Genomic DNA, 21,068 nt, shown 5'->3' with positions numbered 1-21,068 from the left:
CGGACCCGAGCTCGGCTTGCCAGCAAAATTCAACCTAATCGCGATCGGCGTGATCCTGGCCGCCGCCGGCATCAGCGGTTGCACGTCGACCTCGCAGATGAAGTCCGCGCCGGCTCTTACCGAAACCGCGACCGTCGCCGGCACTGACGCCGGCTTCACCGTGCCGCTGCCGGAGACTGTTTCTGTGCTGCCGGAATCCTCCGGTATTGCGCCCGTTCAGACGGCCGAGCTGCCGCTCGATCCCGCAGCGCAATCGGCGGCAGTGACCGCCGCCTTTGCCGGTTCGACGCCGGCGGCACCAGCCGTGCCTGCCGTGATGACCGCCAATGCCTGGCAGGCGCCTGCGCCGGCCAATCCGGGTGAGCCGATCCGGGCTGCCGAGACCTATACGACCGCGGGGCTGGTGATGCCGGCGACCGCCAAGGGCGACCGGATGCCCGGCGTCCAGCAGGTCGCCTATATCGTGCCGCAGAACCCGGCCGCCCTGGTGCAGGGACCGCTCGGGCCGACCGAAGAAAATGCGACGGGCGTGCGTGGCGATGTCGAACGGCTGATCGAGAAATATGCCGCCCTCTATCAGGTGCCGGTGGACCTGGTGCGCCATGTCGTCAACCGCGAGAGCACCTTCAACCCGAAAGCCTACAACAATGGCCATTGGGGGCTGATGCAGATCAAGCACGCGACGGCGCGCGGCATGGGCTATGACGGTCCGGCCAAGGGCCTGTTCGACGCCGAGACCAATCTGAAATACGCGGTCAAATATCTGCGCGGCGCCTGGCTAGTGGCCGGCGGCAACGCCAAGAAGGCCGACTGGCTCTATCAGACCGGCTATTATTTCGACGCCAAGCGCAGGGGCCTGCTCGAGGCGACCGGCCTTGGTGTCGACCGTCAGCGCCGCCGCCTGCAGCCCGACGCCTGAGCGCGATGCCTGAACCGCGTGCGCCGGCTTTGAACGACATCCGGCTGCGCAAGATCCTCGACGAGACGCTGGTTCCGCCGCACGGTTGAAACCGTTCCAGCCGCGTGATTTGGGAACCCAAAGCGTCGCTCCGCATTCATTGCAGGGTGGGGTCTGACAAGCTGCCGGTGCGTGGGAGGATTTTCCGTCGCCGGCGGCGGAGGGACATCCACCATCATGAAGCTTTTTCACGCATTTCTGGCGCTCGGCGTGGCCGCCACGCTGGTTGGCACGCCCGCGCAGGCTGTCGAGCTGTCGATCGTCTCGGGCGATACGGGCGACGGCATCAAGGTGCTGCGCGAGATCCTTGACCGTTACGAGAAAGACAGCGGCAACAAAGTCGGCATCGTCGTCATGCCGACGTCCGGGACCGACCAGTTCGGCCAATACCGGCTTTGGCTCGCCGCGGGAAACAGCGACATCGACGTCTATCAGACGGACGTGATCTGGGCGCCGCAGCTCGCCAGCCAACTCGTCGATCTGACCGCCGCGACCAAGGATGTTGTCGGCGCCCATTTCCCCTCGATCATCCAGTCGCAGACGGTCAATGGCAAGCTCGTCGCCTTGCCGATCTTCACCGATGCGCCGGCGCTCTACTACCGCAAGGATCTCCTCGACAAATACGGCGCAAAGGTGCCGGCGACCTGGAAGGAACTGGCAGACACCGCCAAGCTGGTCATGGACAAGGAGCGTGCGGCGGGCAATCGGGATATCTGGGGCTTCGTCTTCCAGGGCAATGCCTATGAGGGGCTGACCTGCAACGCGCTCGAATGGGTGATGTCGAATGGCGGCGGCCAGATCATCGAGCCGGACGGCTCCATTTCCATCAACAACCCGAAAGCGGCGGCGGTGCTCGATATGGCCAAGGGCTGGGTCGGGACCATCGCACCGCCCGGCGTGCTCGCCTACCAGGAAGAGGAATCGCGCGGCGTGTGGCAGACCGGCAACGCGGTGTTCATGCGCAACTGGCCCTATGCCTACGCACTTGGCAACGGCGAAGGCTCGCCGATCAAGGGCAAATTCGACGTGGCGCCGCTGCCGGCCGGCACGGGCGAAGGCGCCCGACCGGTCGCGACCCTGGGCGGCTGGAACCTCGCCGTCTCCAAATATTCGAGGCATCAGGATGCCGCGATCGAGCTGGTCAAGTTCATCGCCTCGCCCGCGATGCAGAAATACCGCACGCTGAAGACGTCCAACCTGCCGACAATCCAGGCGCTGTATGACGATGCCGACATCGCCAGGCAACAGCCGATTGTTCCGCGCTGGAAGCAGATATTTCTCAACGCGGTGCCGCGCCCCTCGACCGCGACCAGGATCAAATACAACGAGGCGTCGAGCCAGTTCTGGAACGCCGTTCACAACACGCTCTCGGGCGACGGCACTGCCGCCAACAATCTGGCCGACCTCGAAGCGATGCTGACCAAGCTGAAGGGCCGAGGCTGGTGACGCGACGATGCTGGGGCATCCGCCTGGCGGAGCCGCAACGAGCGGGTGCGGGATGACAAGAATGGAACCTGAAAAAGCCAGGGCTGCGCACTCGTCGTTGACGGCACAGCGCGTTCGCTCGGCTTGGCTTTTCCTGGCGCCAATGCTTCTGGTGCTCGCCGCGGCGGCCGGCTGGCCGCTTGCCCGCACGGTTTACTTCAGCTTCACCGACGCCTCGCTGGCCGACCTCGACGCACGCCAATGGGTCGGCTTCGGCAATTATTTCTCGGTGTTCAGCATGCCGAGCGGGCGGGTCCTCTACGATGGTCTGCTGGTTGATCCGGTCTGGTGGCGTGCGGTCTGGAATACGGTGCGCTTCGCGGTGGTCTCTGTGACCTGCGAGACGATCCTCGGCATGATCGTTGCCCTGGTTCTCAATGCCAAATTCCCTGGTCGCGGCATCGTCAGGGCGGCGATCCTGATCCCCTGGGCCATCCCGACGATCGTCTCGGCGAAGATGTGGCAGTGGATGCTCAACGACCAGTTCGGCATCATCAACGTCGTGTTGCTCAACCTCGGCCTGACCAGCGCCAAGATCGCCTGGACGGCCAACGCCGACACGGCGATGGCGGCGATCCTCATCGTCGATATCTGGAAGACGACACCATTCATGGCGCTGCTCATCCTGGCCGCGCTGCAGATGCTGCCGAGGGAGATCATCGAGGTCGCCAGGCTCGACGGCGCCAACCCGTGGCAGATCTTCTGGCGGGTGACGTTGCCGCTCATCCGTCCGGCGGTGATGGTGGCCGTGATCTTCCGCGCGCTCGACGCGCTGCGCATCTTCGACCTGATCTATGTGCTGACGCCCAACAATGTGCACACCAAGTCGATGTCGGTGTTTGCCCGCGAGAACCTGTTCGAGTTCGACAAGTTCGCCTATGGCTCCGCCGCCTCGACCTTGCTCTTCCTCATCCTCGCCTTGCTCACCATCGCCTATATCCGGATCGGCCGGATAAGCCTGGACGGAGGCCGCTGACATGTGGATCCTGAAGCGCACGGCCTTCACCCTGCTGGTCGGCGCAATCGTCTTCGTCGCGGTGTTCCCGTTCTACTACGCTATCGTCACCAGCCTGAAATCGGGCACCGATCTGTTCCGAGCCGATCTGTGGCCGACGACGGTCAGTCTTGCCAACTACCGGAATGTGCTGACCGAGGGCAGCTTCGTGCGCAATCTCGTAAATTCGCTGTTCGTCTCAGGCGCGGTCGTCGCGCTGTCGCTGTTGCTCGGCGTCACATCAGCCTATGCGCTGGCACGCATCCGCTTTCGCGGCCGCTCGGCCCTGCTGTTCACCATCCTGTCGGTCTCGATGTTCCCGCAGGTGGCGCTGCTGGCCGGGCTGTTCGAACTGGTCCGCATGTTCGGCCTCTACAATTCGCTGTTCGCGCTGATCTTCTCCTACATGATCTTTACCTTGCCCTTCACCGTCTGGGTGCTCACCACCTTCGTTCGCGACCTGCCTGTCGAGGTCGAGGAGGCGGCGATCCTCGACGGCGCGACGCCGTGGATCATCATCACGCGGGTCTTCCTGCCGCTGATGTGGCCGGCGCTGGCGACCACCGGGCTGCTGGCCTTCATCGGCGCGTGGAACGAGTTCCTGTTTGCCCTGACATTCACCTCCAACAACGCGCAGCGGACCGTGCCGGTGGCGATCGCGCTGCTCTCCGGCAACTCGCAGTTCGAGATCCCGTGGGGCAACATCATGGCCGCATCGGTGATCGTCACGGTGCCGCTGGTGGTGCTGGTCCTGATCTTCCAGCGCAAGATCGTCTCCGGTCTCACCGCCGGTGGCGTCAAGGGGTGAGGCCGCTGTCATCCTGCGGGGCGTCTTGCCGCGCTGCCGCGAGAACCGGGCAAGTAAAGGAACTGTCCACCAACGCGGCAGGCCGCATCTTGCCTGCACTCGTCCGGTTGCTAAGCTTCGCCGGCGTGGGGCGCTGCTGAACCGGAGGAAAACTGATGCGGTTTCTGCTCTCCAGCCTTGCCACCCTGACGCTTGCCGTTCCGCTCTATGTAAGCACCGCGCGGGCCGCCGACGACTGCGCCAACGCGCAGGACCAGGCGACCATGAACGCGTGCGCCGGCAAGGCATTCGACGCGGCCGACAAGAAGCTCAACGACGCCTACAGGCAGATCGAGGGCAGGCTGAAGGACAATGCGGCGTCGAAGAAGCTGCTGGTCAATGCGCAGCGCGCCTGGGTCGCTTTCCGCGACGCCGAATGCAATTTCCAGGGTGGCCCGCCTGCCGATGCGGGCAGCATGTATCCGATGGTCGTGGCTTCCTGCCAGGCGTCCCTGACCAACAACCGGCTGAAGGACCTGCAAGGCTACCTCAATTGCAAGGATGCCGACACGGACTGCCCTGTGCCGGCAGCGCGGTAGCGTCCGTCCGACGTTTTCGGGAAGGCTTCGTCGCCGCGCTCCTGCGCAAATGTCGGATCCGGTGGCCGCAAAACGTCCTTGGGTCGCAGAGCAACCGTGCCGGGACGCCGGCACGACGATCCAAGGAGACGATCATGATCACCTTTCCCAACGAATCCGCCAGATACCGCACCGCGCGTGAAAAACTGCTGCGGAAGGAAATCGAACTGCGCCGCGCCATGGAGGCCGTGGCCGAGGCACGGCGGGCGCTGCCGCCGGGCGGACTGATCCGTCAGGACTATGCGTTCGACGGGCTGGACACCGAAGGCAGGCCCGCGAAAATAAAACTGTCGGAGCTGTTCGCGCCGGGAAAGAACAGCCTGATCCTGTACAACATGATGTTTCCGCGCCACCCGCAGGAAAAGCGCGACGTGGCCACCAGCGGCGGCACGGCGAAGCTTGCCCGCCCGGACCAGCCATGTCCGTCCTGCACGGCGCTGCTCGACCAGTTCGACGGCGCGGTCGGGCATCTCGAGGCGGCTGGCTTCAATTTCGCGGTGGTCGCAAAGACCGCGCTCGACAACCTGGTCACGCTCGGCCGCGACAGGGGCTGGCGCAACATGCGGCTGGTGTCCTCGGCCAACAACAGCTTCAAGCGCGACTACAATGCCGAGGATGCCGACGGCGCGCAGATCCCGGTGCTGTCGGTATTCCATCGTGACACGGATGGCATCCGCCATTTCTGGTCGTCCGAGCTCGGCTTCGCGCCTCCTGAGCCCGGCCAGGACCCGCGCGCCATCGGCACCTGCGAGATCCTGTGGAACCTGATGGATTTCACGCCGGAAGGCCGGCCGACCTGGCACGAACAGCTGCAATATGGCGAGGCTTGCTGCCATTGAGGTGCCGTCGTTTGGGGAGAAAAAAGGTCCGCGCAACCTCGTCGCTTTTACCGCGTTGGATTGTCCGAGGGATAGTTCAAACCCGGAGACATGCCATGAAGACCCTTCTTGTCCTTACCGCCGCGGCATTGCTGGGCGGCGCGCCCGCCTTTGCCCAGTCGACGCCGCTTGTCGCCACGACCAAGGTCGACACTTCGACCTTCATCAAAATGGTGCCAAGCGCCAATGAGTTCGAGATCCAGACCAGCAAGCTCGCCGAGCAACAGGCGACCGACGCCGATGTCAAGGCATTCGCCAAGCAGATGATCGCCGATCACACCAAGGCCGGCGAGGATTTCAAGACGGCTCTCAGCCTGGGCCAGACAACCTCGGCCACGGCGCCTTCCGGTCCGGCACTGCAGCCCAAGGAGCAGAAGATGCTCGACGAGCTCAAGGGCGCAACCGGCGGCCAGTTCCAGGCGAAATACATCGAGATGCAGACCAACGCCCACAAGGAAGCCGTCGCGCTGTTCAGCGCCTATGCAAAGTCGGGCGACGATCCGGCGATGAAGGAATTCGCCAAGAAGACGCTGCCGACGCTGCAGATGCACGAAAGGCACGTGAAGGAACTGGCGGTCGCGCACCAGGGTTGAAGGCGGTTCAAGTCCGCGCTCTACGGGGGCGCCGTAGAGTGCTGCGGTGAACGCCAGCCCGTTTGGCAAAACCAAGCATCACAAGTGGGCGCCTAGCCGTGCCGGTCTTTCGCCCGATGTGATTTGACCTTGCCGTGCCGCGTCCTACTCTCGATTGCCTGCTGAACGAACCGAGGAGACGAGTGATGCAGTCACCTTTCAACGCAATTCGCGGCGTCGCGCTGACGGCGGCCGTGATCCTCGCCGCCGGCACCGCGGCCTATGCCCATCATGGCTGGTCGTGGACGCAGGACGGGTTTTTCGAACTCAGGGGCAAGATCACGGCCATCTATATCGGCAATCCGCATGCCACGCTGGATGTCGACGCCGAGGGAGAGGCCTGGCGGGTGGAGTTGGCGCCGGCATCCCGCACCATCGCCGCCGGCTTCACGGAGGACGTTGCCAAGATCGGCGACGAGGTGACCGCGATCGGCAACCGCTCGCTCGAGGCGACCGAAAAGCGCATGAAGGCGGTGCGCATCATCGTCAATGGCGAGACATACGATGTCCATCCAGAGCGTGTGCCACCGGCCTAGATGTCGGAGTTCCTCGCCGGTATCGAGCAACTTGCCTTCGTGCGTTGGCTGAAGGCCTCCTTCGTTGCCTACCCCGTGGTCAATGCGCTCCATATCATGTCGATCGGCGCGCTGCTGACCAGCGTCGTTCTCATGGACCTCAGGATCTGCGGAGCCTTCCGCTCGCTGCCGCGCGCGGCGTTCGTCGCGCTGCTGCGCCGCATTGCATTGGCGGCGTTCGCGGGTGCGCTTGTCACAGGCTCGCTGCTGTTTTCAGTGAGGGCGAGCACCTATGCGGCGATGCCGATCTTCCTCGCCAAGATGACACTCATCCTTGTTGCCGGCGTCAACCTGCTCGCCTTCATGCGTTTTTGCCGCGCAACAGGCAGCGACGAACCGGCAGGTGGGACCGCCCTGGCCGTGCTCTCGATCCTGCTGTGGACCTCAGTGCTTTTCGCCGGACGGTTCATCGGTTTTCTCTAGCGCCGCATCTTCCTTCTCCCACAGGGGGAGAAGGGAAGAACGGCGCTGGCGTTCCGCCCGTGCCAGGATAAGCTCCTGCAAACAAGGGAGGATTGCCATGAAGAAGGAAATCATCGAAGTGCCGGTGCTGTCGGCGGCCGTGCGCGCCCTGGGCGTGCCGCTGTCGCTGGTGACCAAAGCCGCGGGGCTGGTCTTCGTGTCCGGCACGCCGCCACTCGACATCGCGACCGGCAGGCTGGTCAAGGGCGACATCGAAACCCAGACCGAGGCGTCGCTGAAGGCGCTGAAACATTGCCTGGAAGCGGCCGGCACCTCGCTGGACAATGTTGTGATGGTGCGCATCTACGCCGTCAATTCCGGCTTCTACAACGCCATCAACCGGGTCTATGCCAGGCACTTTCCCGAAAACCCGCCGTCGCGGACCTTCGTGCCGGTGGCGTCGTGGCCGATGGAGTTCGATATCGAGATCGAGTGCGTGGCGACGGGTTGAGGCCTGGACCATGCGTCGGCGCTGGCGTTCCGCCAGTGCCGGGACAAGCTCCCTGAAATCAGAGGTTCACGCAAAAGACCCCCTCATCCGACCGCTGCGCGGCCACCTTCTCCCCGCTGGGGAGAAGAGGAAGGCGCCGACGTTGCAAGTCTCCTCTCCCCTCGGGGAGAGGTCAGCCGAGCGAAGCGGAGGCTGGGTGAGGGGGCCTTTGCGCCAACCTGTCCAACAAAGGGGAGGAGAACCACCATGAAGAAAGAAATCATCGAAGTGCCGGTCATGTCGGACAAGGTGCGGGCGCTCGGCCTTCCCTGCTCGACTGCGGTCAAAGCCAACGGCTTCGTGTTCATCTCGGCGACGCCGCCGGTGGACATGGTGACCGGCGAGATGGTGCGCGGCGACATCGAAACGCAGACCGAGGCGTCGCTGAAGGCGCTGAAACATTGCCTGGAAGCCGCCGGCACTTCGCTGGACAACGTGGTGATGGTGCGCATCTACGCCGTCAATTCCGGCTTCTACAACGCCATCAACCGGGTTTATGCGAAGTACTTCAGTGTTAACCCGCCGGCGCGCAGCTTTGTGCCGGTGGCGTCATGGCCGATGGAGTTTGATATCGAGATTGAGTGTGTGGCTGTGGCTTGAGAACCGATGCTTTTCCCTTCTCGAACTGGTCAACGGCGACACGATGCTGAAAATAGACGGCTTCGCAATCCTCGCAAAAAAAGCGGTGACGGCTGTCAAACGATCGAGGCGATGCCCAATCTGAGCAGAAATACTCTGTTTAGCGGATCGAGGCTTCTCCACCGCATGCTCGGTCCAATTCCGAGCCGGTCTAATTTTCACTTGTATTTGAAGTAAAGTCGGCCTCAAATTCAGTTGGGATAGGGGAAGCCATGGATATGCTGCCTAACAAGATCGTCGATCGTATTGCATTGAATATCAAGAACTATCAGCGCATTGTGCCACCTCAGAAGAATCGAATGTAGCGGAAGCTGATATTGCTACCCTTGGCGAAGGGCATCTCGTCCGAGGTGTTGGCATACGACAACTGCGGAGTGCTCACATTCGAGCGCCTAAGGGGCCATACGATGGCGGGCTATATGGAGAGGTGCGCCCTGCCGTGGCTAGAACGGAGCGAATAAAACTGAGAAGTTTCAGATCTTATTCGGCTATTAATTAATTGTATAATCTGCTGTTTTTTATCTGTTTAGGTTTTATTGGATGAAACTATGATTGAAATTAGCGATATCGCGTTGGTCGCAGACATTTTGAGTGTCGTCCGTTCTAGCTTGGACAATTCTTTTGGGCGTTCTCGAATACCGCCTCCGTTACTCCAAGATTACTATATGCAGTTCGAGTCGGTTCGGACTAGTTTTATTTCGCGCGCAGAGGCGATAAGTGTGAGGAGGAATGTGGACCTCAGGATGGCAAATGAGGCCACCGAGGCACTACATCGAGACATCTCTAGGCTGCTTGAGAATAGAGATTTCTATGAGATATCAAATGACGTGAGGATTGTTAGGTCACCTAGGGGATTTAGAGCGCCTGTCTCGACTAGGTTTTCTCGATTTATCAATGATACCGGAAGGAGAATATCAGTAGCAGAGATGCTTTCAATTACGCGTGAGGCAATAGAGGGAGGTGTCCTCCCCGATGATGATTTGTTCTCGAATGATCCTTCGGCACGAAATGGTTTAGAGGCGGCTCAAAGGTTAAAGCGTATCGTACCGAGCCAGAAAATTGCGCCCGTTCAGTTTGATATCTTGGACGGCATTTTGACTGTATCCCCACAAGTTCCCGCACCGAAAGACGGCGTTGAGTCAATAGCTCTTGCGGCTCAGGAAGATCTCGTAAAACGCGGTGATCGACTTATTGAAGAGTTGCGCAATTCTAATTGCGATAGGCGGCTTCTAGATCAGTTCGAAGAGCTTCAGGCTCAGTTGGTTTCGCCGCAGAATATAATCCAACTTGGACTCACAAATATCGGTTGTGGTCTTTTAGCAAAATCGTATGAGGCCGAATTACCCAGTGCAGTTTCCGCACTGCTTCAAGCACATACTGTCGGTGTTAGCATGTTTGTCGGCCAGTTCCCTGACTGGGTCAAATTTTCAGAAAATGCTGCGGCTGCGCAATTTGAGAAATCTGACGTCAGTGCCTTGGTGGGAACCCTTTCCGAAGTAATTAAGGCCACCGAGAGCAGGCCGCTGATAGCCGATCAAGACGTGCCCAAAACCCTTAGGTACTTGCAGGGTTTAACCAGAAACCCGAGAGATGTTTCCGCGAAGACTGGTCTGGCAATCGCCAGAACTCTAGAAAATTTAGTTATTAGCGTATTCCGCTTTGGTGCAGAAATCGCTGAACAAACTGAAAGGAAAACTGCTGACTCATTGTCAACTGCGGCTGCTAAGATTGCAACGGCTGCGTTGCTTGGCCTAGCTCTGTCCACTGCAGTCAGTTTAACTCCGCTAGCAGACAAATTTGAAGGTATGGGTTGGATAAAAGATGCGATTCAAATCGTTCGGAATCAGCTGGATTCAATGAAATAAAATAGCAGTCCTGCCCTCAAGCAAAATACTCCTGCAGCGGCCTCACCTCGAGGCTCCCCGCCTTCAACGCCGCAATCGCCTCCGCCACCGCTGCCGCACCTGACAGCGTGGTATAATACGGCACCTTCTGCATCAGCGTGGCCCGCCGCAGCGACTTGGAGTCCGACACCGCCTTCTGGCCGTCAGTCGTGTTGAAGACGATCTGCACCTGGCGGTTGCGGATGGCGTCTTCGATGTGGGGACGGCCTTCCAGCACTTTGTTTATTTTCTCGGCGACGACGCCGTTTTCGGCGAGGAAGCGGGCGGTGCCGGAGGTGGCCATGACCTTGAAGCCGAGGCCGGCGAGGCGCTTCACCGCCGGCAAGATGCCTTTCTTGTCCTCGTCGCGCACTGAGACGAACAGCGTGCCGGAGCGTGGCAGGTCGACACCGGCGCCGAGCTGGCTCTTGGCGAAGGCGAGCGCAAAGTCGCGGTCGAGGCCCATGACTTCGCCGGTCGAGCGCATTTCCGGGCCGAGCAATATGTCGACGCCGGGGAAGCGGGCGAAGGGGAAGACGGCTTCCTTGACCGCGATGTGGCCGGGGTTCCTGGGGTCGGGCATGGCGCCGTAATGGGCGAAGGCGTTTTCCAGGCTCTCGCCGGCCATGATGCGGGCGGCGATCTTGGCAATCGGCCGGCCGATGGTCTTGGCGACGAAGGGCACGGTGCGCGAGGCGCGCGGGTTGACCTCCAGCACATAGACCGTGCCGTCCTTGATCGCGTACTGCACGTTCATCAGGCCGCCGACATTGAGCGCGCGGGCAAGGGCTGCCGTCTGGCGCTCCAGCTCGTCGACCAGTTCCGAAGGCAGCGAGTGTACCGGCAGCGAGCAGGCACTGTCGCCCGAATGGATGCCTGCCTCCTCGATGTGCTCCAATATGCCGGAGACGAAGGTGTCCTTGCCGTCGCAGAGGCAGTCGACATCGACCTCTATGGCGCCACTGAGATAGGTATCGAACAGCAGCGGGTTCTTGCCCAGCAGCGTGTTGATCTGGCCGGTCTTGTCGTTGGGGTATTTCTGCTTGATGTCCTCCGGCACTAGGCCGGGCACGGTGTCGAGCAAATAGGTTTGCAGCATGCCCTCGCTGTGGATGATCTGCATGGCGCGGCCGCCGAGCACATAGGAGGGGCGCACCACCAGCGGGAAGCCGAGTTCGCCGGCGACGAGGCGGGCCTGCTCGACCGAATAGGCGATGCCGTTCTTCGGCTGGCTGAGGCCGAGCTTGTGCAGCAGCTTCTGGAAGCGGTCGCGGTCTTCGGCCAGATCGATCATGTCGGGCGAGGTGCCAAGGATCGGGATGCCTGCCTTCTCCAGCGCATCCGCCAGCTTCAGCGGCGTCTGGCCGCCGAACTGGACGATGACGCCGACCAGTTCGCCCGACGCCTGTTCGGCGCGCAGGATCTCCAGCACGTCCTCCACCGTCAGCGGCTCGAAATAGAGCCGGTCCGAAGTGTCGTAGTCGGTCGATACGGTCTCGGGGTTGCAGTTGATCATGATCGCCTCATAGCCGGCGTCGCGCAGCGCGAAGGCGGCATGGCAGCAGCAATAGTCGAACTCGATGCCCTGGCCGATGCGGTTGGGTCCGCCGCCAAGGATGACGACTTTCTTGCGCGACGAGACCTGCGCCTCGTTGGCCAGCGCGCCGGCAAACGGCACTTCATAGGTCGAATACATGTAGGCGGTAGGCGAGGCGAACTCGGCCGCGCAGGTGTCGATGCGCTTGTAGACCGGATGGACGTCGAGCTTTTCACGCGCCTTCTCGATCACCTCGATGTCGATTCTGGTCAGCGAGGCGAGGCGGGCGTCCGAAAAACCCATCGCTTTCAGCATACGCAGGTTGACGGCATCCTCGGGGATGCCGTGCTCGCGGATGCGGGCCTCCATGGCCAGGATGCCGGCGATCTGCTCGAGGAACCACGGGTCGATCTTGCACATGGCGTGCACGTCTTCCAGCGAGGTGCCCATGCGGATCGCCTGCGCCACCATGCGCAGCCGGTCGGGCGTCGGCGTGCCGAGTGCTGCGCGGATGGCATTGCGGTCGTCGGCATGGTTGGCGGTCGCGGCACCGTAACCGAGGCCGGGGATCTCGATCTCGTCGAGGCCGGTGAGGCCGGTTTCGAGGCCGCGTAGCGCCTTCTGCAGCGATTCCTGGAAGGTGCGGCCGATGGCCATCACTTCGCCGACCGACTTCATCGCGGTGGTCAGCACCGGCTCGGCGCCGGGGAACTTCTCAAACGCAAAGCGCGGGATTTTCGTCACGACATAGTCGATGCTGGGTTCGAACGAGGCTGGCGTCGCGCCGCCGGTGATGTCGTTCTCCAGCTCGTCCAGCGTGTAGCCGACGGCGAGCTTGGCCGCGATCTTGGCGATAGGGAAACCGGTCGCCTTCGAAGCCAAGGCGGAGCTGCGCGAGACGCGCGGGTTCATCTCGATGACGACGAGCCTTCCGTCCGCAGGATTGACGGCGAACTGCACGTTGGAGCCGCCGGTCTCGACGCCGATCTCGCGCAGCACCGCGATCGAGGCGTTGCGCATCATCTGGTACTCTTTGTCGGTCAAGGTCAGGGCAGGGGCGACGGTGATCGAATCGCCGGTGTGCACGCCCATCGGGTCGATGTTCTCGATCGAGCAGACGATGATGCAATTGTCCGCCTTGTCGCGGACAACCTCCATCTCATACTCCTTCCAGCCGAGCACGCTTTCCTCGATCAGCACTTCGGTGGTCGGCGAGGCGTCGAGGCCGGACTGGACGATCTCGTAGAATTCGGCGCGGTTGTAGGCGATGCCGCCGCCGGTGCCGCCCATGGTGAAGGATGGGCGGATGATTGCGGGCAGGCCGACATGGTCGAGCGCCTGGGCTGCAATCGCCATGCCATGACTGATGTAGCGCTGCTTGCGGTCGCCTTCGCCGAGGTTCCAGCGGGTTTCCAGCGCATCGAGCGCGGCGTCGAGATCGGCCGGCTTCTCGGCTTTCAGCGCGGCGCGCTCGGCCTCGTGCGTCTTGCGGTCGGTGTTCTTGACGTCGGTGGCGTTGGCCAGCATCGACTTCGGCGTCTCCAAGCCGATCTTCTTCATCGCCTCGCGAAACAGCGCGCGGTCCTCGGCCTTGTCGATGGCCGTGGCGTCGGCGCCGATCATCTCGACATTGTAGCGCTCGAGCACGCCCATGCGGCGCAGCGACAAAGCGGTGTTGAGCGCGGTCTGGCCGCCCATGGTCGGCAGCAGCGCGTCGGGCCGCTCCTTGGCGATGATCTTGGCGACCACTTCAGGCGTGATCGGCTCGATATAGGTGGCGTCGGCCAGTTCCGGGTCGGTCATGATGGTGGCCGGGTTGGAATTGACCAGGATGACGCGGAAGCCTTCTTCCTTCAGAGCCTTGCAGGCCTGGGTGCCGGAATAGTCGAACTCGCAGGCCTGGCCTATGACGATGGGGCCGGCCCCGATGATCAGGATCGACTTGATGTCGGTGCGTCTTGGCATGTCACAGGTCCGTTCGGCGGGCGGCTTGCACAAAAAACCGGGACGGGAAGACCCGGCCGGTTGTGCTCGCGATTCTGGTATCAGGCTAGGAGGGCCTTATAGGGAAGAGTTTTGACTGATGTAACCCCGAAAATGCGAGAGAGCAGGGAGTAGGGATTGGGCAGTAGGCAGTACGGGAGGTTCAAGCGCCTAATGTAATGCCTATTCCCTACTGCCTACTGCCTGACGCCTAATCCCCCAGCGCCAACTGATCCGTGATCTCGAAGCGTTCCGACACCCCGACGCGGATCATGTTGAGGCTGCCTTCTCGGGTGAAGCGGAAGTCGCCGGGCGCGTCGGAGCTGGCCGGCTTGCCGGCGACGAAGGAGATGGTACGCGTGCCGCCATCGGGCCAGGTGACCGTGATGTCGGCCTTGTCGGCGGTGCGCACGGCGCTGACCGTGCAGCGCTGCATCGGCTGGCCGACATAGCGGGCGCAGGGGATCTCGTTGGCGGCAGAAGCGGGCAGCTGCGACGCCGCGGCGTCCTGGACATCTCCTGCCGGCGAGGTTTCGGCCGCCGCCAGTGCCAGGCCATAGGCATCCTGCATCGCGGCGCGGCCGATTTCGGTGGCGGTTTTCGGCATGCTTTCGGTTGCCGGACCGGTGCCGCCAAGCCGCGCCGCCAGGTCGGGCGGCGGCTGGGCCGCAGCCTCAGCGGCGGCTCCGGCCTCCGGCTTGCCCGCCTCGTCGCCAGTGGAGGCAACCACCGGCGCATCCGCCGGTTTTGTCTCGCCTTCGACATAGGGGGCCGGATTGAGGGGGACGAGGTAGCGCGCCGGCGCCCAGCCGCTGGCCTTGGAATCGTCGGTTTCAACCTTGCACCACTGATGGCCGTCAATGTCGTTGCAACCGAGATTTTTCACACGTGCGCCACTGGCCAGGCGTGTCTCGGTCTTGCCGACCGGCGATGGCTTGGTGCGGAGATTGAGCAGATCGTCCGGCGCCAGGCCCGTGACGATGGACATGACGAGATCCGGCGCTTCTTCGGCCATGGTGGGGGCAAGGACGGGCCATGCCGCCATCAGCAGCGGAGCGACAATCAGCGCATTCAGGGATGTTCGGAGCGTAACTGTGCGCCTCATCGTTTGGCCGTGCGCTGATATCATACCGCGACCGGTCGAGCCCGCCGCGTACCCGGCCGGTTTTATAAGGGACGAGGCGCCGCCATGTAAGCCCGAAAATTCGATCGCGTTCTGGCCGTGCTGGCAGAGGTCCAGCCCGACCAGTTCAGCCTGGCGGCATGAACGCAAGTGCGTTCAGCCAGACATGAGCTTCGCTCAGTCTGGCATGAACCCCGTCCTGAGCGCGTGGGCCCATTCCGGCCGGTCGGCCTGTTCGGCTTGGCACGCCGCTGCCTCATGGTCGTAGCTGACCGCGATGTTTTCGAAACGGTCGGGCTGGCCCGCGTCACCCAAGGTCACGATGCCGTAGCGGGCGTGCGGCGAGCCTTGCTCGGAGACATGCGCAGGCGGTGTCGCATCATCATAGGCGGGGCAGCCGATGCTTCCGGGATTGAAGATGACCGGACCATCGGGGATGCGGATCAGCTCCGCCCGGTGGCTGTGGCCGCACAGTGCGATGCGGCAGCCGGGATCGAGCGGCTTCAGCCGGCGCCGGATCGCCGCCAGCGGAGCGCGCACCAGCTGGCCATTGACGATCGTATCGGCGAGATATTTCTCGTCGTGGTCCGGGCGGGCGTGGAAGGCGATCACGCCGGGCGCGATCTCCAGCGTCAGCGGCTGTTTGAAGAGGACTTCGCGCTGCGCCTGTGTCAGCCGCTGCTGCGCATAGACATCGGAGGCCCACATGGTCTCATCGGCCGGGTCGGCGGCGACGCGGCGATCGTGGTTGCCGCGCACCGTCGGCAGGTTGAGCGCCTCCAGCCGCGCAAACGTCTCGCGCGGCCATAGCGGGCCAGAAACGCTGTCGCCGAGATTGACGGTCAGGTCCGCGCCGCCGCGCTGGCGCAGATCCTCAAGCACGGCGTCCAACGCCAGCACATTGCCATGGATATCGGCGAGGACGGCAATGCGCATTTTGGACGGCTCCGTGGGTTGACGAGCGGGAAGGCAGGCCCTGCAGAGCAATCAAGCTTTGCAGGCTTACGCCGGTACGTCGATGTCGTGGCCACCAACCACCGGCAGCGCCGGATCGTCGCCGGCCGCAGTGATGACGCTGTCGAGCAGGCCGGGGAAGCGGGCGTCGAGATCGGCGCGGCGCAGCGTGATCATGCGATTGGTGCCGACCACTTCGGCGCGGGTGACGCCGGCCTCGCGCAGTTTGGCCAGGTGGTAGCTCAGATTGGTCTTCGAACCGAGATCGAGGAACCGGCTGCAGTTCAGCGGCACGCCTTCCTTGCTGGCGAGATAGCGCACAATGGCGAGCCGGGTCGGGTCGCCGAGCACGCCGAGCACGATGGGCAGGCTGATCTGGTCCGTATTGGGGTGTGGCAAGGTCATGGCTGGAAACTAAGCGCAGTTTCGGCCGATTTCAACGCATCCATCCCGCCGTAGCTGTCCACACTGTTGTGCGTAATCCATGCTGACACAGGGCTGTCAGGAGGGGTCAGCTAATTTTCCTTCGCTTCATTGACATCATGCCCTTTCCTGTCCAATTGTTCAATAACTGTTGAACTAAGGACATCGCCCCATGGACAAGCGCCTCTTCTGGCTTGCACTCGGATCGTTCACCATCTCGACCGAAGGCTTCGTCATCTCCAGCCTTCTGCCCGACATCGCGGCGGACGCCGGCATCTCCATCCCGCTCGCCGGCACGCTGATCACCGCCTTCGCGCTCGCCTATGCGGTCGGCACGCCGATCCTGGCGACGCTGACCGGCGAATGGGACCGGCGCCGCGTGATCCTGTGGACACTGGTGTTCTTCGTGCTCGGCAATATCGCCGCCGCCTTGAGTTCCTCCTTCGAACTGCTGTTGATCGCGCGCATCGTCATGGCCCTGTCGTCGGGCCTGTTCGCAGCAACCGCGCAGGGCACGGCGGTGGCGCTGGTCGATGACCATCACCGGGCCCGTGCCATCGCCGTCGTCGTCGGCGGCACCACGGTGGCCGTCGCCGTCGGCGCGCCGCTCGGCGCGCTCGTTGCCACCATTGCCGGCTGGCGCGGCACCTTCTTTGCCATCGCCGGCCTTGGCGAGCTTGCGGGCGCGATTCTGTGGTATCGGCTGCCGCAGGGTGTCGTTGGCACTAGGCTGCCCTTGAAGCGCAGGCTGGCTGCCGCGCTGCGTCCCGGCGTGATGCCGATCCTGTTGACGACAGTGCTGGCGCTGATCGGCGCCTTCACGGTCTTTGCCTTTGTCGCGCCGCTCGCCATCGAGGGCGGCGGGCTCAGCCAGATCGCACTGCCCGGCATGCTGCTCGCCTTCGGCGTCGGGGCCGTCATCGGCAACATTGGCGGCGGCCAGGCAGCCGACCGGTTCGGCGCGACCCGCACCGTCGGCTGGTCGTTGGCGCTGAGTGCCGGCATGCTGGTCCTGCTGTCGGTCATCCCGACCTTCCTGCCGCACCATATTGCCGGGCCGGCGCTGATGGCGATGATGGTGCCGTGGGGCATTGTCGGCTGGGCGTTCCCGCCGGCGCAGGCGAGCCGCATCATCAAGCTGGCGCCCGATGCCGCCCCGATCGTGCTGTCGCTTAACGCCTCGGCGCTCTACCTGGGCGTCGCGTTGGGTGCCGTGGTCGGCGGCGTCGTGCTGCGCTACGGCGCGCCGGCCGATCTCGGCCTTGTCGCCGCAGCCTTCCCGATCGTCGGGCTCGGCATCCTGCTGGCCGGCAGCTGGGCGGCCAGGACGGTCGCAATGCCGGCTGAGTAGTACGGCCGGCTCAGCTGGCCGGCGGTAGGTCGAAATCGAGCGCGGCGATCTCATCCAGCGCCGCGCGCAGCCTTTCCGCCTTGTCCTTGCCGGCCACGTCCTCGAAACGCTGCTGGGCAATTTGCCACAGCTTCATCGCCTCATCCAGCTTGACTAGGCCTTTTGGCGTCAACCGTACGCGCTTGATGCGGCGGTCCGCCGGGTCGGCGAAGGTCTCGACATAACCGTCGCGGATCAGCGGCTTCAGCGTATGGCCGAGTGCCGACAAGTCCATGATCAGCGAGGCCGCAATAGCGCCCATCGCCGGCTCATCGCCGATATGAATCTGGTAGAGCAGGCCCTGCTGCGTGGCCTTCAGGCCCGAAGGCGCCATCACATCATCATAGAACTGGCCGAGCTTGCGCGCCGCACGGCGCAGCGCGGCGTTGTTGCAGAGCGTCAGGCCGGGCAGGGTATCCTTCGACATACTGTGTCCTTGGCGCCGGCGAATAATGCCCGGCCGCCACGTCTCAAATAATCCCCATTCCGATCATTGACAAGATAGTGGCATATGCCTATTTGCGTGATGGTGGCATATGCCACTAAATGAATCAAATGGCTTTGCCTGCAAGGCGAGGGTGATCTCTCGGGGCCGGCGGCGAGGTCGAAACGAAGCAAAGCAGTTCGAAGAAGGAGCAAGACAGTGAGTGGACAGAGCAACAAGGGCACGGCGGTCGTCACCGGTGCTTCGGCGGGCATCGGCGCGGTCTATGCGGACCGGCTGGCGGGGCAGGGCTATGACTTGGTGCTGGTGGCGCGGCGCGCAGACCGGCTCGAGGACCTGGCGGAGAAGCTACGAAATGCCTATGACCGCAAGGTCAGCGTGATCAGCGCGGATCTGGCCAACGACAATGACCTGCGCCGCGTCGAGCAGGCGATATCAGCCGATGACAGCGTGACGCTGCTGGTCAACAATGCCGGCCTCGGCGGTGCGCAAGTGGTGGCGACGGCGGACGCCGATGTCGCCGAGCGCATGATCAAGGTCAATGTCGTCGCCCTGACGCGGCTGACCCGTGCCGTGTTGCCCGGCCTGATCGCACGCAATCGCGGCGCCATCGTCAACATCGCATCGGTGCTGGCCTATGACACCTCGTTCGGCGGCATCTACAGTGGCACCAAGGCGTATGTCGTCAACTTCACCGAGGCCCTGCAGCGTGAGGTCGCTGACACCCAGGTGAAGGTGCAGGTCGTGTTGCCGGGCGCGACCCGGACCGATTTCTGGGAGATTGCCGGCAGCGATATCGACAGCGTCCCGCAAGAGATCGTCATGAGCGCCGACAATCTGGTCGATGCAGCACTTGTCGGCCTGGCCAGGGGCGAAGCCGTCACCGTGCCGGGACTTGCCGATCCGGCCAAGCTGGACACTTTCCTCGGCGCCCGGCAAGTCTTCTTCGGCAGCCTGCACGCCAACAAGCCGGCCGCGCGCTACGCGGCTTGAGCTGGCAAGGCTGGTTCGCTTGCGAACCAGGTCCCCCACCCCGCTGCTCCGCAGCGACCCTCCCCACAAGGGCCCACAAGGGGGAGGGTGAGGAAGCGCCTCGTCCGCCCGTGCGACAATGGTCTTGTGGGGATGCGAAAAAGCTGCGCTCCCTACCTCCCCCTTGTGGGGAGGTCGGACCGTAGGTCCGGGTGGGGGTACTGGCGCGGATTTTGGCTTGGGCGCTTTATGCCGTCCGCCACATCGGGATGATCGATGCGGCAAGCACCAGCGCCAGCACGATGTTGAGCGCGCGCCATTGCCGCTCGGTCTTGAGCAGCCGGGCAAGCAGCATGCCGGCCACGCACCACAGCGACAGCGAGGCGGCGGCGGCGAGGCCGAAGGTGACGCCGAGCAGCAGCGCGAGCTGCATCGGCCCGCTGGCCAGCGCTGCGAACGAGGCTGCGGCACCCAATCCCATCGCCCAGCCTTTCGGGTTCATCCATTGAATGCCGGCGCCGCCAAGAAAGCTGTTCGGTCTGGCCATGGTCACATCCAGATTGGGCGGTCCGCTGCGGCCGATCTTGATCGCCAGCCAGACGAGATAAAGCGAGCCGATGACCTTCATCGCCAGTTGCAGCGAGGGCACGGCAAGCAGCAGCCCGGCGAGCCCGGCGGCGGTCGCGCCGGTCACGGTGGCGAGGCCGGCGGCGCTGCCGACCAGCAAAGGCACGGAACGGCGAAAGCCGAACTGCGCGCCGGACGCCGTCGACAAGGTCGTGGCGATGCCGGGCGTTGTGGTGGCAACGATCGCAAACAGGATGAGCGGGATGACGGGCTCGAGCATGTGGCTTCCTCTGTGAGAGCAGCGATCGTAGCGGAGAGTTAGCGTCAGTAAATGCAATGTTTGCCATGGTTAGCATTAGCAGCCATAATGCATGCCATGATCCGAAATCTCGACATGGCGCTGATCCGCACCTTCATCACCGTCGCCGACAAGGCCAGCATGACGGCGGCTGCCAACGCGCTGCACCTGACGCAAGGTGCTGTCAGCCAGCAGGTCAAGCGGTTGGAGGAGGCGCTCGGCTCAAGCCTGTTCGAGCGCGACAGGCGCGGCTTGCGGCTGACGCGCGCCGGCGAACAGCTGTTCGGCAAGGGCAAGCGGCTGCTGGCCTTGAATGACGAAATCTGGGCCGAAATGGCGGGCACTCCGGTTGCTGGCCAGGTGCGGCTCGGCGTGCCTTACGACCTTGTCGGCACCTTGCTTGCACCGGTGCTGAAGACATATGCCGAGACCTATCCGCAGGTCGAAATATCGCTGGTCTGCGCTTCGTCGCCCGAGTTGGCCGCTGCCCTTGCGGCCGGGACCATCGACCTCGCGGTGATCGAGGAACGCGTCGGTTCGTCGGCGGGCGAATGCCTTGCCATCGACCGGCTGGTCTGGGTCGGCGCCAAGGGCGGCGTTGCCCGTGCCAAGCGGCCGCTGCCGGTCTCGATCGTCGCCGATACCTGCGCCTTCCGTCCGGCGGTGCTGGCGGCGCTCAGAGAGGATGGGCTGGAGTGGCGCACCGTGTTCGAAAACGGCAACATCGACGCGACGACGGCGACAGTGCGTTCCGACCTTGCGGTCACTACCTGGCTTGCCTCCACGGTGCCGGCCGATCTCGACATATTGTCGTTTGACTCAGGCCTGCCGCCATTGCCGAATTTTGCCATCAACCTGCATTTGCCGAGACTCGGAGTCGGCCCGGCAGCGCAGGAATTCGCGCGCCACATCCGCGATGGGCTGGCGCGGCGGCCGCAGGCGGCTTGAGGCCTGA

Annotated in this window: 21 protein-coding genes; 15 read left to right on the top strand and 6 right to left on the bottom strand. The window is 63.2% G+C overall.

Features of this window, described 5'->3' with window-relative positions; translation table 11 throughout:
* Nucleotides 1-16: 16 nt before the first annotated feature.
* The 12 genes from NKI20_RS05040 (at nt 17) to NKI20_RS04980 (ending at nt 10,403) form a co-directional block, all read left to right on the top strand.
* Nucleotides 17-919 (top strand): transglycosylase SLT domain-containing protein, encoded by a 903-nt coding sequence (locus NKI20_RS05040; RefSeq protein ID WP_352828877.1) that lies wholly within the window; start codon nt 17-19, stop codon nt 917-919.
* A 216-nt stretch (nt 920-1,135) separates the two neighbouring features.
* Nucleotides 1,136-2,404, top strand: a complete 1,269-nt coding sequence (locus tag NKI20_RS05030) for an ABC transporter substrate-binding protein (protein WP_352828876.1) — start codon at nt 1,136-1,138, stop codon at nt 2,402-2,404.
* A gap of 52 nt (nt 2,405-2,456) precedes the next feature.
* Nucleotides 2,457-3,419, top strand: a complete 963-nt coding sequence (locus tag NKI20_RS05025) for a carbohydrate ABC transporter permease (RefSeq protein ID WP_352828874.1) — start codon at nt 2,457-2,459, stop codon at nt 3,417-3,419.
* A 1-nt stretch (nt 3,420) separates the two neighbouring features.
* On the top strand, nt 3,421-4,245 hold the full coding sequence (locus NKI20_RS05020; RefSeq protein ID WP_352608487.1) for a carbohydrate ABC transporter permease: 825 nt from the start codon (nt 3,421-3,423) through the stop codon (nt 4,243-4,245).
* A 155-nt stretch (nt 4,246-4,400) separates the two neighbouring features.
* Nucleotides 4,401-4,823, top strand: a complete 423-nt coding sequence (locus NKI20_RS05015) for a lysozyme inhibitor LprI family protein (RefSeq protein WP_352828872.1) — start codon at nt 4,401-4,403, stop codon at nt 4,821-4,823.
* Between the two features lie 134 nt (nt 4,824-4,957).
* Nucleotides 4,958-5,701, top strand: a complete 744-nt coding sequence (locus tag NKI20_RS05010) for a DUF899 family protein (RefSeq protein WP_352828870.1) — start codon at nt 4,958-4,960, stop codon at nt 5,699-5,701.
* A 95-nt stretch (nt 5,702-5,796) separates the two neighbouring features.
* Nucleotides 5,797-6,333 carry a DUF4142 domain-containing protein gene (locus NKI20_RS05005; protein ID WP_352828868.1) on the top strand — a complete coding sequence of 179 codons (537 nt, stop codon included), beginning with the start codon at nt 5,797-5,799 and terminating at the stop codon, nt 6,331-6,333.
* Nucleotides 6,334-6,518: 185 nt separating this feature from the next.
* Nucleotides 6,519-6,908, top strand: coding sequence for a DUF6152 family protein (locus NKI20_RS05000; RefSeq protein ID WP_352828866.1), 390 nt, complete (start codon nt 6,519-6,521; stop codon nt 6,906-6,908).
* Nucleotides 6,909-7,370 (top strand): DUF6644 family protein, encoded by a 462-nt coding sequence (locus NKI20_RS04995; RefSeq protein ID WP_352828864.1) that lies wholly within the window; start codon nt 6,909-6,911, stop codon nt 7,368-7,370.
* A 97-nt stretch (nt 7,371-7,467) separates the two neighbouring features.
* The gene (locus tag NKI20_RS04990) at nt 7,468-7,860 is read left to right on the top strand and encodes a RidA family protein (RefSeq protein WP_352828862.1); all 393 of its coding nucleotides are present in this window, start codon (nt 7,468-7,470) and stop codon (nt 7,858-7,860) included.
* A 246-nt stretch (nt 7,861-8,106) separates the two neighbouring features.
* Nucleotides 8,107-8,499, top strand: coding sequence for a RidA family protein (locus NKI20_RS04985; RefSeq protein WP_352828860.1), 393 nt, complete (start codon nt 8,107-8,109; stop codon nt 8,497-8,499).
* Nucleotides 8,500-9,281: 782 nt separating this feature from the next.
* Nucleotides 9,282-10,403, top strand: coding sequence for a hypothetical protein (locus tag NKI20_RS04980; RefSeq protein WP_352828858.1), 1,122 nt, complete (start codon nt 9,282-9,284; stop codon nt 10,401-10,403).
* Nucleotides 10,404-10,419: 16 nt separating this feature from the next.
* On the opposite strand, the gene carB is transcribed toward NKI20_RS04980, so the two are convergent.
* From carB to NKI20_RS04960, 4 genes are all read right to left on the bottom strand, one after another.
* The gene (gene carB / locus NKI20_RS04975; protein ID WP_352828856.1) at nt 10,420-13,923 is read right to left on the bottom strand and encodes a carbamoyl-phosphate synthase large subunit; all 3,504 of its coding nucleotides are present in this window, start codon (nt 13,921-13,923) and stop codon (nt 10,420-10,422) included.
* Nucleotides 13,924-14,152: 229 nt separating this feature from the next.
* Nucleotides 14,153-15,046 carry an SH3 domain-containing protein gene (locus NKI20_RS04970; protein ID WP_352828854.1) on the bottom strand — a complete coding sequence of 298 codons (894 nt, stop codon included), beginning with the start codon at nt 15,044-15,046 and terminating at the stop codon, nt 14,153-14,155.
* A gap of 195 nt (nt 15,047-15,241) precedes the next feature.
* A complete protein-coding gene (locus tag NKI20_RS04965) occupies nt 15,242-16,000 on the bottom strand; it encodes a metallophosphoesterase family protein (RefSeq protein ID WP_352828852.1) in 759 nt (252 codons plus the stop codon).
* Between the two features lie 66 nt (nt 16,001-16,066).
* Nucleotides 16,067-16,423: an ArsR/SmtB family transcription factor gene (locus tag NKI20_RS04960; protein ID WP_352828850.1), complete on the bottom strand. Its 357-nt coding sequence runs from the start codon at nt 16,421-16,423 to the stop codon at nt 16,067-16,069.
* Between the two features lie 190 nt (nt 16,424-16,613).
* Here NKI20_RS04960 and NKI20_RS04955 point away from each other — a divergent pair, with 190 nt between their 5' ends.
* Nucleotides 16,614-17,792 carry an MFS transporter gene (locus NKI20_RS04955; RefSeq protein ID WP_352828848.1) on the top strand — a complete coding sequence of 393 codons (1,179 nt, stop codon included), beginning with the start codon at nt 16,614-16,616 and terminating at the stop codon, nt 17,790-17,792.
* A gap of 10 nt (nt 17,793-17,802) precedes the next feature.
* On the opposite strand, the gene NKI20_RS04950 is transcribed toward NKI20_RS04955, so the two are convergent.
* Complete coding sequence (locus NKI20_RS04950; RefSeq protein WP_023761317.1) at nt 17,803-18,258, bottom strand: MarR family winged helix-turn-helix transcriptional regulator; 456 nt, start codon at nt 18,256-18,258, stop codon at nt 17,803-17,805.
* 216 nt (nt 18,259-18,474) lie between these two features.
* On the opposite strand from NKI20_RS04950, the gene NKI20_RS04945 reads away from it, so the two are divergent.
* On the top strand, nt 18,475-19,269 hold the full coding sequence (locus NKI20_RS04945; protein WP_023761318.1) for an SDR family NAD(P)-dependent oxidoreductase: 795 nt from the start codon (nt 18,475-18,477) through the stop codon (nt 19,267-19,269).
* 226 nt (nt 19,270-19,495) lie between these two features.
* Here NKI20_RS04945 and NKI20_RS04940 read toward each other — a convergent pair whose 3' ends face one another.
* Nucleotides 19,496-20,095 (bottom strand): LysE family translocator, encoded by a 600-nt coding sequence (locus tag NKI20_RS04940; RefSeq protein ID WP_023761866.1) that lies wholly within the window; start codon nt 20,093-20,095, stop codon nt 19,496-19,498.
* A gap of 96 nt (nt 20,096-20,191) precedes the next feature.
* Here NKI20_RS04940 and NKI20_RS04935 point away from each other — a divergent pair, with 96 nt between their 5' ends.
* On the top strand, nt 20,192-21,061 hold the full coding sequence (locus NKI20_RS04935; protein WP_352829032.1) for a LysR substrate-binding domain-containing protein: 870 nt from the start codon (nt 20,192-20,194) through the stop codon (nt 21,059-21,061).
* Nucleotides 21,062-21,068 lie beyond the last annotated feature (7 nt).

It is taken from the genome of Mesorhizobium sp. M0830, from assembly GCF_040319965.1.
Lineage (GTDB): Bacteria > Pseudomonadota > Alphaproteobacteria > Rhizobiales > Rhizobiaceae > Mesorhizobium.
Note: the sequence above shows the minus strand (reverse complement) of the source record. Positions and strands in the feature narration are given on the sequence as shown.